Source organism: Polaribacter sp. M10 (genome assembly GCF_054968445.1).
This window is the reverse complement of the sequence record NZ_JBSSBG010000016.1, coordinates 1-14,302: the sequence shown is the minus strand read 5'-3', so window position 1 is coordinate 14,302 and position 14,302 is coordinate 1. Positions and strand designations below refer to the sequence as shown.

Sequence of the window (14,302 nt, the reverse complement as noted above, 5' to 3'; positions counted from 1 at the left end):
ATGTGTAATGTATCTTGTTTTTAGCTATATTTTACTCGATGCTTTTCTTAAGAAAATATTATAAGTAAAGGTCAGAGTATTTATTAGTTGTATTAGGTAAGTTATTGCTCTAACCATTTTTTAAATTCTGAAACTTTTAAACGACTTACTATTGGTTTTTCGTCAACTTTTGCTGATATATTCAGAATAATTTTTCTATTAAAATAAGGTTGATATGAATTTATAGCTGCTCTATTAACCAACATCTGCCTATTTATTCTAAAAAATTGTTTTGGGTCACAAACGGATTCAATATACTCTATCTTCTTATAAACAGGTGATTTCTTACCATTGAATGCATGAAGATATGTTACTTCATTTTGAATACTAAAACAAGCAATTTCATCTACTTTAAAAACAATGGTTTTTTCTTTAAATTGACTTAAAAAGTTTTGCTGAAAACTTGGGGCTGGTTTATTAAATTCAACTAATTTATTTGTGTTTAAATTAGCTTGCAATGTTTTATACTTTCCTAAAGCACTATTGATTTCTTCATTCCTAAAAGGTTTAAGAATATAATCTATTCCATTATTTTTTATGGCTTTCATTGCATATTCATCATAAGCTGTACAGAAAACAACAGGTGTAATGATGTCTACATGATTAAAAATTTCAAAACTCAAACCATCTGACAGTTCTATATCAAAAAACAGTAAATGTAAATTTTGTTGATGCTTTACCAGATAATCTACAGCATCAACTATACTTTCAACTATGTTCACAACAAGAAAATCTCCACTATCTTCAATTATTTCTTTTAAAAGATTAGCTGTGTGTAATTCATCTTCAACTATTAATATATTCATTAGCTGGGTTAATTAATTTTAATTTTACTTGAAAAATATCGTCAAACTTTGAGATAACCACACCTTTATTTTCACCTAAAAGCTTGTACCTTTTTTTTAACAATGTCAATCCAGTACCTGTTGTCTGGGTTTGCGTTAATTTTTCTTGGATATTATTACTTACTTCAATGTAGTCATTTGACACGCTAACTATTTTAATTCTAAGTGGTTTATTTGATGACATACTATTGTGCTTAAAGCAATTTTCTACAATATTCTGAAGCGCAAAAGAAGGAAGACGATATAAATTGTATTTTTCATCAATGTCAGAAAGATCAAATTGAACAGCTTTTTCGTTTCTACTTTTCATCAGATTTAAGTAAGAATTTAAAAAGGAAAGTTCTTCTGATAATGATAGTGTATTTTCTTCGTGATGCTTTAGGGTATTTTTGTAAAAATCTGCCAAACTTAATATAAATTCCTCTGATTTATCATGCTTTTTCCTAACCATGGATCTGAGGGTATTTAAACTATTAAATAAAAAGTGAGGGTCTATTTGTCTGCGAAGACTTTGTAATTGTGCTTTATAGTTTTCTTTAGAAAGTTGCTCTTTTTCAATTTTTAATTTATCAAGTTGTTTTTGAGATTCAATACCATATTGTATGGTCAAGAATATAAAGGTTAGGAATAGTATTCTAATCGATTCTTTTAATTCAAAATTTAAATCCTCTTTAATGCCTATTGAATAGGCTAAAAATGACACCAATATTAAAAAAACAGGAATACAAACCACTAAAAAAAGAAGGCGCTTGTATAGTGGTTTAAGCACCCAAGAAAACACTAATAATTGCCACAAAGAATAAAGAACAATAGATGTGTATATCCATTGATATATCATTGGAATAGCACCTGTCGTTTCTACTTCAGATAAAAAAAAACCAACCCCAGGAATGGAAACAGATATTAATATAGGAAGTATTTTATTTATTCTTAATTTCATCATACTATTCTACCATCGGCTAATTCTATTATTCTATCACAATTAGAAGCAAAATCATCATCGTGAGTAACAGCTATAATTGTCTGTCCACGATCTCTTGCCAACCTTTTAAATATATCAAAAATATTATTAGTATTTTTACTATCTAAATTACCAGTAGGCTCATCTCCCATAACTATAGCAGGTGAGTTTATTAAAGCTCTTGCAATAGCTACACGTTGCTGTTGCCCACCAGATATTCGGGATGCTTTTTTATGCTCTTGACCTTTTATATCGAGTAATTCTATTAGCTCCATTGCTTCATTATATATTTCTTTTTTACTTTTCTTATTCAACTTTAGAGCAGGTAACATAATATTATCAAGTACAGTAAACTCTGTTAAAAGATAATGAAACTGAAAAACAAAACCAATATGCTCATTTCTAAAACTAGCTAATCTCTTTTTTTCTTGATTCGTTATTTTTGTTCCATTGATATTTATATTTCCACTATAATCAGTATCCATAGTAGACAGTAAATATAATAAAGTAGATTTACCTGAGCCAGACTTACCTGTTACTGCAATAAACTCTCCCTTTTCTACTTCAAAAGAAATATCTTTTAAAACGTGAAACTCTGTTGGTGTGTAAAAGTATTTGTTAATATTTTGGACTTGTAGTGCTTTCATAATTTAATGTTTATCCTCTTAAAGTGTCTACAGGATCTAATTTTGATGCTCTTAAAGCAGGCAAATATCCCGCAACAAAAGTTATCATAATACCGAATAGAAATGCTAGAATATAGTCTTTTGGGTTATAGTTCATTGGTAGCGAATCCATGATGCCTAAATCAAAAGGAAGCGCATCTATAATTCGTGAAAAAATATATCCAAAAACTAATCCAAATAATCCTCCTATAACTCCAATAAAAATTGATTGTAAAAGAAATATCTCTATAATATCACGACGATTAAATCCCATTGCGTTAAGTATTGCAATCTCTTTTATTTTTTCATTAACAGTCATCGTCATAATATTGTAGATTCCAAAACCTGCAACAATTAATATAGTTAACGAAGTAGCTAATGCGATTATATTTCGCAAAAGTTCTCCTGAGTCCATTTGAGCATTACCTTCTTGCCAAGGTTCTACCTTATAATTGGTTAGCGGTTGGATTTTCTCTGCAACATTAATTGCATTTTTATGTTCGTCTATATCAATCATTAATTCAGTAGCATAACTCTTATTCTTACCTAATAGTTGACGGGCAACATTTATATTTACCAAAGCACGAGATCTATCTAAACCTGCTGCACCTGTTTCTATGGTACCAACAACTTTAAAAACTTTTGAAACACCGTCTGAAGTTTGAATTGTAATATTATCATTTAAACTTACTCCGACTATTTCTGCAAGACCAGTACCTAGAATAACACCGTCATTACGTTTATCTAATTCATATAAATCTCCTTGAATAATGTTATCATTAGTACCAAATAATTGATTCTCCTGTTGAGTTTCTATCCCAGAAAGGGTTGCATTTATTTTAGTAACACCATTTCTTATAAAAACGTTTTGATTAAGTTGAGCTGCATAACCCGTAACTTGAGGTATTTTTTTCAACTTATTTTTAATAGACTCAATATCCTTAATACCTTCAGTATATCTAATACTTTTAGCATTACTAACTAAAATCAGTTCGTCGGTATTCTTTTCAGTACTAATTTTTCTTGGTTCGCCTTTGAGTTCATTATAAATTTTTATGTGCGACATTGCAGAAAATGTGATATCTGTTTGAATAGTATTTACGCCATCCATAAAACTATTCATAAATACGTACATAGAAATACCGAACATAACACTAAGCACAGCAGCTATCAGTTGTTTAATACGAGCCGTTAAAAAAACCTGAACTATTTTCTGATTGGTTGTCATTGTTTTACGATTATATCATTTTCATTGATACCAGATTTTACCTCGGTCCATTCATTATTACTAAATCCTATTTCAATAGGGATTAAGTCGCCGTTTTCTAACTTCACTTTATTGTTTTTTAAAAAAGCTGTTGGTATCAATAAAACATCTTTTTTTTCATCTATTTCAATATTGGCCTGTAATTGAGTGCCTGAAAATAATTTCTCTGGTAGTTCATCAAATCTAGCTTCGATTATATAAGACTGTTCAGATTCATTAAAGCTTGGATAAATTTTTGAAACTTTTGCTTTAAATGTTCTGTCTAAATATGTATTCAAACTCACAATGACTGTTTGATCTAACTGGATTTGTGTAATATCTTCCTCTGAAACATATAACTTAATAATGTAGTTACCACTACCAATTTTTAAAACTTCTTCGCCTCTGCGTACTAGTTCACCAGGTTCTTTGAATACATTAGTTATAATTCCGTTGCTTTTGGCTTTTAGCGTATAATCATTAAGCATTGCTTGTTGCATATTTACTTGTTCTTTATTTCTTTGAACACTTAATTGCAATGCGTTTTTACGATCTTCATAGTTTTCTTGTAAACCTAATAGGTTGCTTTTGGACGTTTCGAATTGCAGTTTCTTTTTTTCATAATCTAGCTGTGACACTGATTTTTTATTCCACAAGTCTTTGTATGTATTGAACTGTTCTTCGTCAAACAAAAGTTGTTCTTGAGCTTGAACAATTTGAGCTTTTAGATTCTGCAGCTGTGGCGAAGAAGGCATTGCATTCATTTTTGAATCATTAAATACAATTACTGACTCTTTTAGTTGACTCTTTTGCACCTCACTATCAAGTATAGCGATGGTTTGGTCGTTAGCAACGCTATCTCCTTCCTTTAAATTTAACTGCGTTAAAATAGCATCTACTTTAGCCGAAAGAAGGTATTCATTTTCCATTTCCATAATACCACTTGCAAAAACAACCTCTTGAACGTTCTTTTTTATTGGTGATACCGATTCTTCTTTCCCACAACTTAATAGCAGAAGAAAAACACTTATGTATATAAAATTTGTTTTCATTTTAATTAGATTCAAAGTCAATTTGACGAATGTATTTTTTATATTTTGATAACATTAATGATGCTAAACTGTTTAAATAATTATTTTGAGTATAAAGTAGTTCTTTAAATTTTTCCAAGCGATTATCTAAACTTATTACGCCGTTCTGGTATAAATTTTCTGTGTGCTGGTCATTCTCTTTTTGTAATGCTAATATTGTCTTATCATCTTCAAGCTGTTCCATGCCTTGCACAAACTGTAATTGTAATAACTCATCTTCTTTTTGAAATTGCAACTTGGAACTTTCTAGTTCTAGCTTTTGAAGCTCTATATTGATTTTAGATTGTTGAATTTTTTTCTTCCGCGAAAAGTCAAAAGGATTTAAGTTTATCGTAACTCCAAAAAGTTGTTGAGGTAAATCATTAGCGTCCGAAAAATCAAAAAACTCATCCGTTGCCCAGGTTTTGGTATCCTGATAAACTAAACTCAACGTAGGGTAGCGTAATGCTTTTGTTTGTTTTAATTGCGCTTCTACACCCAAAAGATTAGCTTCTTGAAGCAGAATTTCAGGATGTGTTTGTGTACTGTTTAAACTAAATTCATCAAACACTTCAAACCTATCATTTACAACAATACTATCTTGTGTGTCTAGTTGAGTTTGCAATTGTATTATATATTGTTTTAAAGAGCTTTTACTTGATTTCAGTTGACTTCCTATCTGTTTGAAATTAATTAAAGCTTGATTGTATTCGGACTTACTTATTATTCCTTTATCAAATTGATTTGATGCATTTTCAAGAATAGTTTTAGATGTTCGTTCATTTTTTTCATAAACCTTTATACTTTCTTGAGTAAGAATTATTGAGTAGTATGTAGAAGCTAATTGATTATATAAATTGAATCTATTTAACTCTGTACTTGCCTTTGCTTTAGAAATATCTAATTTTGATACTTCGACAGCAAATATCTTCTGAAAATTAAGCACGTCCCATTGCGCCTGCATAGTACGTGAATATTGATATTTTGTACCAAATACAATCTCTGAGAATTCTCCTTCTGGTGCTGTTGGGTCAAAAATTTGTGCTGGTATTAAACTAGGTTGTAATGTAATGTTATCATTATAACCAAGAGATGTATTTATATCTGGTAATAGATTTGTTTTACTTTCTTTATTTTTTGACAAATACAACTGCTCATTTAAATCGGAAGTTTTTAGGAGAATAGAATTATCATCAGCATAATTAAAAAGCTCTTGCAATGATGAAAACTCTATTTGACCGTGAACCGAATAACAAGTGAAAACATAGAGACAAACTAAAACAAGTTTACTCTTGGATCTTTCTTTTATCAGTTTAAAAATAGTCATGCTTATTATCGTTTTTTAATTTGATACAAAAATGCTTTAAGAAATGAAGCTCAACAAGCAAAGAATTAGTGAACTGAACATTTTAGAGGACTAATTGAACAATGAGAACAATAGTGTATTAAAAAGGTGAGATTTCACTTAAAAACTAAGCCCTAAACCAACACTTATCGAATATCCTGTAAAACCTCTTATAGAACCAATATTGTTATCAAATTTCGAATTGGTATATTCGAAGTTTCCATTACAATACACAACTTTACCTAGTCTGTAGTTTGTGCCTAAAGAAAATGATAAAAAATTACTTTTTTCTGCACTCTCGTTAAAATTTTGACCACCAAATAAACTACCAGATCCACCACCAGCTTTTGCATTTATAGCACCAATGGTTAAATCTGTATAAATACTCCAATTATTTTTTAAAAAAGGGATATATCTTAACCCTAAACCTGTTTTAAAGATCCCTGCACCATAACCAGAACCACTTATATCACCACCACTGAATTTAATTTCTTGATCTTTGGTTGAGAGCAAAGTAAAATCAATTAAAGCACCAAATCTATCTGTAAACATATATCCAAAATCAAAATTCCATAAACTGTTAATGTCACTGATATCTACCAAAGTTTCTTCATCAAAGTCAGTTTTATAATTACCATCGATAAAATTTTGACCAAAAGAAACGGTTAGAAAAAACGTTTTTCTCCAAGAAGCTAAGCCGTTAATCATTTTATAATATTCTCTCTGTTGTCTTGCACTTTCATGATCGGAAATATCATATTTTTCTGAGGTAACAAGGCTTTCGTTTTTATCTGTATTATCGGTTATAATAAACCTACTTTTACAATCGAGTAACCTAGATGATTTTGATACCAAAATTTTAGCAAAAGTTAGATTTAAACGAGATAAAGAGGCACAATTAAGGGGCATTATTTCTTCATTTAAACTTAACGATACTGTGTTTCTATCAAAAAAATCTTGTCTGTAATTAGTCTTCACAAATTTTTGTAAAAACTTTATATAATGGTTAACATTTTTTAATCGCGGTAACTTTACATAGTAATAAAATGTATGGTCTTTTCTTGCCTCTGATTGATTTTTTATGTTGACAAATTCTATATATTTATTCACAATTGTATCATCTTTCACCAAAATAATTTTTGCATTGTGATTTGGAAAAGCTTGGAGACCAGAGCTCATATTCGTAAAACAAATGTATTCGATTATATCATTATTAAATGTAAAACTTCTTTTTTCTTGAGCATTGTAATATGTTAGTTTTATTATAAAAACTAATAAAATTAAAATCTTCATCTTGGACATAAGTGAAATAATTTTAATGTAGGATTGTAATTGTTTTTTACTAATATTAGTAATGGTAGGATATAAAAAAGACATCCACATCAACCAATGATGTGGATGAATAGTTAACAAACAATTCAAAAAATTGAATATTTAGCAAAAACAGGTTTACCAAATAAAAACTTAATAGAAAATTATTTTCTAATATTTAAGCCATTTTTTATATTGCTTTTCGTTTAAAATCTTATTTAACTCAATATCTAAGTGTTTTTTAAATTTCTGAACATCTAAACGGATTGGTGGTATTATTTTCTCAATTTTTGCCTTTACACCATCCATTTGACTGGGGTCTCTGTTTTGCATAGCAATCCTTACATTTCTATCAAATTCATTTTCTAAGTCTTTCAGTGTGTCAGAATGCAACAACAAAAGGTTGTCCATTTCTTGGTTATAGACCTGAATATGTCTTGTAATTTGACCTCTCAATTCTTCTTCAGTAACCTTTAATTTTTTATTTACTTTTTCCGAGTCGTATTTTTCAATACCAGCTCTTTTCAAAGCATTAAAATCTGGTGGTTGTTGCGCTTCTATTTTTAATGTTGTAAGACCAAAAAACACTACGAGTAATATTTGAATTTTTAAGTTCATAAACTTCATTTTAAATTTAAATTAATACCTCTTTTTATACCTTAAAGTGATAAATAGTTGAGAACCGAGAGTTGTAGAAAGAATTATAAAAAATACCAGATATTCTAGTTGGCTAGGCATAATCTTGCGCTCTGTCGGATAAATAATGGTCTTTGCAAGCGATGCGTGCTTGTACTCAAGATTTTTGTTGAACTGCTCATCGGTTGCGAGTTCCATCATTGTTCGAATATTTTTATATCTGACTATAGCAGCTTCTGACCAGCCCTCAGAATCTTCCTCATTTACACCCCAAGCCGCAGCTGTACCTCCTAAAGCACTCCCTAAAAATATAGGATAACTACCGTGTTGTATTAGAAATTTACCAACATAGTTGTTATAGGTTTTAACCAACTTTCTCGCTTCTACGTTATTCTTTTGACGCTTAAGTTTGACAGGTTCATCAAAGTATTTAATAATATTTACCATGTAAATGGGCCTACCATTATCATCTGCTAATAGTTTTTTATAGGCTTCAATAGTCTGCTCTGGGTTACGTTTATGTAACGCACTGGCATATAATTCAATTTCTTCAGATGAAAGCGGACTACTCAAGTTGCCATGCCAAACTAAAAACGTCAAGAATAAAGAAAATGCAAGACCCCAATTTGCTAAGGTATATTTGTGATACTTATTTATTTTCATTTCTGAGTTTGTTAACAATTATTACTCCGAAATAAAATAAGGCTACCAGCAAGCATATAGATAAGTAATAGTGCATAATGTATTGTCCTCTAAATTTATCCGCCGGTAAAACCACATTTGAATAGCGCAAACCTATACCACCTAAAAAATAGCTTAATGGAATTATCAATAGTACATAGGGTACAATATTTTTTGCCTTCCAAACTATTAACAGGTAGAGGAAACCTGTAAGGAAATTGGAAATACCAAAGGCACCCATTAAGACTAAACTGTCTGTAACTGGTTCAATTTTAGCACCATTTAACATCGCATATTTAATTCGAAATGTGTGTAAAACTCCTCGTAATATATCCATTAGTCCAACCAATAAAAGCACTATTGAACTATTTTTAAGAGCTAATTGTTTATTCATAATTTATGGGATTAACAAACAGTTTTCTAAATTTTAATTTTCTTAAATTCTATTCCAAGTAATAGATTTACTAAACCATCCTTTTTTTACTTTAAGAATAATGGTGTTTTCGTCTTTAAGCTTTAAACTCGCTGAAGCTTTCTTTTTATTTTTTGGTGAAATAAAACTACCACAACAATATGTTTTACTTGATTCTTCCTGTAAATCTCTCAATAAAATAATACTTTCTTGTTCTTTTATTTTTTCATCTTCTTCTTTGTTATTTGAGCCAATTAACTGTCCATAGAATTTTCCATTCTCTTCGTAAATTTTGAAGATAGCATCTTTACCTTCTGGCTGCCAAGTACCTTCTATACTACTTTGAGAAAAAGTAACCATAGTTGCTAATAGACAAGTAATCATTAAGAATATTGATTTCATAATTCAATAATTTTTATTTTTAATCAAATATGAGTATTGAAATCAGATGTGAATTAGTTCAATTAACTGAATTGAACAAAACCAAAGTCTAATTGAACAAATGTGGTCTAAGCTTAATTATTTTTAGCCATAAAGGTCTAGTCGGAATCTAGATATATTAGAATTTATCAATAACTAAAGACAGGTAATACTGAGATCCTATAAAACCAGTTCCAAAGGCTGTGAAATACTCATCACCCAATAAATTTGTAGCGCCCAGTTTAAATGTAGATTTTAAACTAGGAATTCGATAATTTATTTGAGCATCAACGACGTGGTAAGCAGGCACATTACCATCACCAAAAGATGCTTCCCAAAAATATGAATCGCTCCACTTCCAAGAGGTATTAAAACCAAAGTTTTTAAAAAGATTAGTTTTTCCAAAAGATGCTTTTACTTTATGTTCTGGTGTGTTGAAATTTGTTCTAAAGTCAGAATTAGCATTCTTATCGAAATCTAATTTAGCATAGGTATAATTTAAACCAAAATCAAAGCCATTAAAAACCTTTGTAGAAAGCCCAATTGCAGCACCATAAGACACAATATCCTCATCTGCATTTGTATAAGTTTGGTATACTTCGCTATCGCCATTTACAATTGCTGCAACAGCTAGTGGTGTACCATCTGGTAAGGTTTGTGTTAATTGGACATCTCCATAAAATGGTGACGATACAGTCTCATTATAGATAAAATCTTTAAACTGATTATAATAAACTGAGGCATCCACTATTATTGAATTAATTTTACCTCGATAACCCAATTCGAATGAAGAAGTTTGTTCAGGTTGCACAAAATTTGAATTAGCAATTTCTAAATCTGCAACATCGCCAGTTTCTGCAAATCGTAGAACAGAGCTCGCAAAATAGGAATTGTTGTATGCACCTTCTGCTGTTACGTCAAGATTAGTTTGCCCAGTAATCGCTTGTCCAGAAGGGCTTAGCGCATAATTTCTAATGTCTCTTGATGGATTATCTGATGCACCTCCAACTAATATGGCACGACCTACATCTAGCCCAATGTATAAATCTTGAGTTGTAGGGTTTCGGAATCCAGTTTGAAAAGATGCTCTAATATTATGATTTTCATTAATAGTAAAACCTGCCGATAGTCTAGGTGAATAAAACCCATCGAATAATTCTGATTTATCATATCTTAAGGATGCAGTAAGTTTCATATCAACGTTATCTGAAAGTTCAACATCCTTTTGTAGCTGTGTATAAATTCCTAGTTCTTCATAATTAATTGGTCCATTTTTATCTGTATAAATAGAACCAGATGAGTTAAGCTCATATTTTCTGTAAGAACCTCCTAATTGAACTTCAGCCCAATCCCAAAGATGTCCAAAATTATAATTAATATCTCCATGATAAATTTTAGAATTGTCTTGAAACTTAGAACCTGTATTTAAATCTGGGTCATTGGTTACTTGATCAAAAGCTGCTTGAAAGTCTGCTGAACCAGGTTCAAACCTACCTGTATCTGCAACAGTACGTCCTGTAATATGCGCTTCTGCATCTGTTGCACCTCCTAGAATAGCATTAAGATAGCCACCAACATAATCACCATACCAAGTGTTGTCATCTTTCCAAACTCGATTAATATTGATTCCCGTAAATACCATATCATAAGAATCACCCGCTTTATCTTCTGTCACATAGCCTCTAACAAAGAAGTTATCATTTCTTATCTCAATCTTATGCTGTTGTAAAAAGAAATTCTTTATGTTGTAGCGATTTGCTCCTTGATATATTGTATTACCAGATCCTACTTTTCCAACATATTGAATTTCAAAATCATTTGCCCAAGGTCTAAAATACAATCCCCAATCAGCTTTTACGCTTTCAGCATTATAATTTGTAAGATCTTGTTCATTATAACCTGTTCTACTCACATCCACAGAAGGTACAAACGCGGAAGAACCTGCAGGAATAAGCCCAAGCTGTTCTAATGATTGCGCAGCTGAATTAATATTGGAAACTACCTCATCTCCGTAAACATTAATTCCGTCATAATTAAGATCATTTCTTGTAAGGCCTCTATTAAATCTATCGGCTTCACTGGTTGCAAACCAATCTGTACCTTTCAAAAAACCAAAATTTACTTTAGCAGCAAACTTATCACTAAACTTGTAAGCCATTCTAATTCCTAAATCTGTGTAAGCATTATCTCCTGCAGCTTCTTACGATGTTATACCACTTTTGATATATCCACTTATTCCTTGATGATCAAAAGGGCTTTTACTCCTCATAAAAAGAATTCCATTAAAGGCATTTGCCCCATATAATGCTGATGCTGCACCTGGTAATATTTCTACACTTTGAACATCTGTTTCTGTCATTCCTAATAAATTTCCTAATGGAAAATTTAATGCAGGTGCTGAATTATCCATACCATCAACTAGTTGCATAAATCTTGTGTTGGCGAATGTGGCAAAACCACGAGTATTGATTGACTTAAACGTTAAACTATTTACATTGATATCAACACCTTTAAGATTTTCTAACCCATCATAAAAATCGACAGAGGCTGTATTTTTAATTTCTTTTAAGCCAAAACGTTCTACAGTTACTGGTGATTCAAAAATTCGTTCTGGTGTTCTAGATGCAGAAATTACGACTTCATCTAAAGCATTTCCTTCAATAAGTATAACATTAATATTTAGACTACTACTTGTACTGGTTATCTCAATCGTTTGATCTTGAAAACCAGTATAGCTAATTCTAATTTTAAAAGGTGCGGTTTGTTCAGTAGTTAAAGTGTAATTCCCATCAAAATCAGCTGCTACACCATTTGCTGTGCCAACTATAATAACATTAGCACCTGGTAAAGATAAACCTGATTCATCAGTAATTTTCCCTTTGATTGTGGTTTGAGCCAAAAGAGCTGTGCTAAAAAGCAATATTAAAGTCTTTAAAATAATTTTCATTCGAATAAATTTAGTTCTGGTTATATAGTTATTACCATAAAAAAATAGAAATGATAAAATATCAACCAGCTAAATCATATGAATTGAACAAAGTGATTATTAAAATGTATAATTTTGCAAATGAATTGAACAAGTGTTTTTTCAAAAATCTATAAAGAAAAGAGAATTTCTTAACTAGTTTGTTTCTTCAAATGTTTATTTGAAAGTTTTTGTTTGAGGCAATTAATATCTTCGCTCACCTTTCTTTCAATAACTCTTGCATAAATTTGAGTAGTAGCAATTTTTGTATGACCTAATAATTTTGAAACAGTTTCTATTGGCACACCATTACTTAATGTTATAGTTGTAGCAAAAGTATGTCTAGCAATATGAAAAGTAAGATTCTTTTTTATGCCACATAAATCTGCAATTTCTTTCAAGTAAGAATTTAGTTTTTGATTTGAAATATTAGGAAAAAGACTTTTTGTTTTCTTTGTTTTAATATGGCCTTGATATTTTATTATTAATTCTTCAGCTAAAGGAAGTAAAGGTATTTTTACCTTATTATGTGTCTTCTGTCTATTTGTGACAATCCATTTACCACCATCAATCCCTAAAGCTATACTATCTTCATTTAGTTGCATAACATCAATGTAAGATAAGCCTGTGTAACAACTGAAAATAAACAAGTCTTTCACTAGAATTAATCTTTTTATATCAAATTCTCTTTCAATGATTTTTTGCAATTCATCTTCTCTTAAAAACTCACGTTCATTTTTTATATAAGTCGGTTTAAACTTTATAAAGGGTCTTTATCAATCCACTCCATTTTAAATGCAAGAGTAACCATTTTACGAAGCCTTTGAATATGTTTCATTACTGTATTGTTTTCCATTTTCTTTTGATGGTCTGAAGGAACATATGAACTCAAGAATTTTTCAAAGTCAACAACAAAACGATATGTTAATTGAGATAAATATATGTCTTGAGTTTTTCTTTTCTTAGTTAAAAATAGTTTGATATACTTTTGAGTAGTGAAGTAGTTTTTTAAGGTGCCATAGGATAAAGATTCACTCATTTGTGTATTATGATAATCAACTAATGTCAATAATGAATACTCTTCATTGTCTTCACCTAAAAAACGAGCTTTGATAGATTGTGAGCAGATAAACGCTTTTTCTTTTATAAGTTCATCATAAGCTGTATAAACTCTATTTTTAACCTGGTCTAAATATCTATTGAGTAAACGTGATTCTTGCTTGTTACCTTTTGCTCTTCCTCTTCTAGAATCCCATTCAGATAGAATAACTTTTCGTTGTAAGCTAATGTTTGCCCTTTTACCATTAACAGTTATTCTTCCATATACAGATACTTCGTTGTTTTTAATACGTGTTGCGTTTACCCAAAAAGATAAAGTAAAATTAATTTGTGATTGCATAGTTGTCGTCTTTTAATTAAACATTCTTCTAGACGAAAGTCAAATCAACTATTTCAATTATAGTTTGTTAAGGTTTAAATTGGTTCACACTTTTTGTGTTTTGAAACTGTGAACCGAATTGTGAACCAAACTAAACTATATTAATTCAATTCTTATGATAACCCAAAAACCACAAAACCTTGTAAATCATACGATTTACAAGGTTTTAATTTCTATTGGTATTCATTTTAGTCGGGGTGGCAGGATTCGAACCTGCGACCTCCTCGTCCCAAACGAGGCGCGATGACCGGGCTACGCTACACCCCGA

The 14,302-nt window shown here is 30.5% G+C and carries 13 protein-coding genes, 1 tRNA gene and 1 pseudogene; all 15 read right to left on the bottom strand.

Going from position 1 to position 14,302, the window contains the following annotated elements:
* Window positions 1-101: 101 nt before the first annotated feature.
* The 15 genes and pseudogenes from ACWYN7_RS13305 to ACWYN7_RS13235 all read right to left on the bottom strand — a co-directional run bounded on the left by ACWYN7_RS13305 (window position 102) and on the right by ACWYN7_RS13235 (window position 14,301).
* On the bottom strand, window positions 102-845 hold the full coding sequence (locus tag ACWYN7_RS13305; RefSeq protein ID WP_462860467.1) for a LytR/AlgR family response regulator transcription factor: 744 nt from the start codon (window positions 843-845) through the stop codon (window positions 102-104).
* On the bottom strand, window positions 826-1,824 hold the full coding sequence (locus ACWYN7_RS13300) for a sensor histidine kinase (protein WP_462860466.1): 999 nt from the start codon (window positions 1,822-1,824) through the stop codon (window positions 826-828). Before ACWYN7_RS13300 ends, ACWYN7_RS13305 begins: the two co-directional genes overlap by 20 nt.
* Window positions 1,824-2,492 carry an ABC transporter ATP-binding protein gene (locus ACWYN7_RS13295; RefSeq protein WP_462860465.1) on the bottom strand — a complete coding sequence of 223 codons (669 nt, stop codon included), beginning with the start codon at window positions 2,490-2,492 and terminating at the stop codon, window positions 1,824-1,826. The genes ACWYN7_RS13300 and ACWYN7_RS13295 overlap by 1 nt, the downstream gene beginning before the upstream one ends.
* Window positions 2,493-2,502: 10 nt before the next feature.
* Entirely contained in the window at window positions 2,503-3,738 is a 1,236-nt protein-coding gene (locus ACWYN7_RS13290; RefSeq protein WP_462860464.1) for an ABC transporter permease, read from the bottom strand.
* Window positions 3,735-4,808, bottom strand: a complete 1,074-nt coding sequence (locus ACWYN7_RS13285) for an efflux RND transporter periplasmic adaptor subunit (protein WP_462860463.1) — start codon at window positions 4,806-4,808, stop codon at window positions 3,735-3,737. The genes ACWYN7_RS13290 and ACWYN7_RS13285 overlap by 4 nt, the downstream gene beginning before the upstream one ends.
* Window position 4,809: 1 nt before the next feature.
* Window positions 4,810-6,153 carry a TolC family protein gene (locus ACWYN7_RS13280; protein WP_462860462.1) on the bottom strand — a complete coding sequence of 448 codons (1,344 nt, stop codon included), beginning with the start codon at window positions 6,151-6,153 and terminating at the stop codon, window positions 4,810-4,812.
* Window positions 6,154-6,291: 138 nt separating this feature from the next.
* Window positions 6,292-7,464 (bottom strand): hypothetical protein, encoded by a 1,173-nt coding sequence (locus ACWYN7_RS13275; RefSeq protein ID WP_462860461.1) that lies wholly within the window; start codon window positions 7,462-7,464, stop codon window positions 6,292-6,294.
* A 189-nt stretch (window positions 7,465-7,653) separates the two neighbouring features.
* Window positions 7,654-8,100 (bottom strand): hypothetical protein, encoded by a 447-nt coding sequence (locus tag ACWYN7_RS13270; RefSeq protein WP_462860460.1) that lies wholly within the window; start codon window positions 8,098-8,100, stop codon window positions 7,654-7,656.
* Between the two features lie 21 nt (window positions 8,101-8,121).
* Window positions 8,122-8,781 (bottom strand): hypothetical protein, encoded by a 660-nt coding sequence (locus tag ACWYN7_RS13265; protein WP_462860459.1) that lies wholly within the window; start codon window positions 8,779-8,781, stop codon window positions 8,122-8,124.
* A complete protein-coding gene (locus tag ACWYN7_RS13260) occupies window positions 8,768-9,193 on the bottom strand; it encodes a hypothetical protein (protein WP_462860458.1) in 426 nt (141 codons plus the stop codon). The genes ACWYN7_RS13265 and ACWYN7_RS13260 overlap by 14 nt, the downstream gene beginning before the upstream one ends.
* A 42-nt stretch (window positions 9,194-9,235) precedes the next feature.
* Complete coding sequence (locus ACWYN7_RS13255) at window positions 9,236-9,613, bottom strand: DUF2147 domain-containing protein (RefSeq protein WP_462860457.1); 378 nt, start codon at window positions 9,611-9,613, stop codon at window positions 9,236-9,238.
* 157 nt (window positions 9,614-9,770) lie between these two features.
* Window positions 9,771-12,578, bottom strand: a pseudogene (locus ACWYN7_RS13250) (TonB-dependent receptor).
* Between the two features lie 170 nt (window positions 12,579-12,748).
* Window positions 12,749-13,303 carry a site-specific integrase gene (locus ACWYN7_RS13245; protein ID WP_462860456.1) on the bottom strand — a complete coding sequence of 185 codons (555 nt, stop codon included), beginning with the start codon at window positions 13,301-13,303 and terminating at the stop codon, window positions 12,749-12,751.
* 53 nt (window positions 13,304-13,356) lie between these two features.
* Complete coding sequence (locus ACWYN7_RS13240) at window positions 13,357-13,995, bottom strand: phage integrase SAM-like domain and Arm DNA-binding domain-containing protein (RefSeq protein WP_462860455.1); 639 nt, start codon at window positions 13,993-13,995, stop codon at window positions 13,357-13,359.
* A 231-nt stretch (window positions 13,996-14,226) separates the two neighbouring features.
* Window positions 14,227-14,301: transfer RNA gene (locus ACWYN7_RS13235), tRNA-Pro, on the bottom strand.
* Window position 14,302 lies beyond the last annotated feature (1 nt).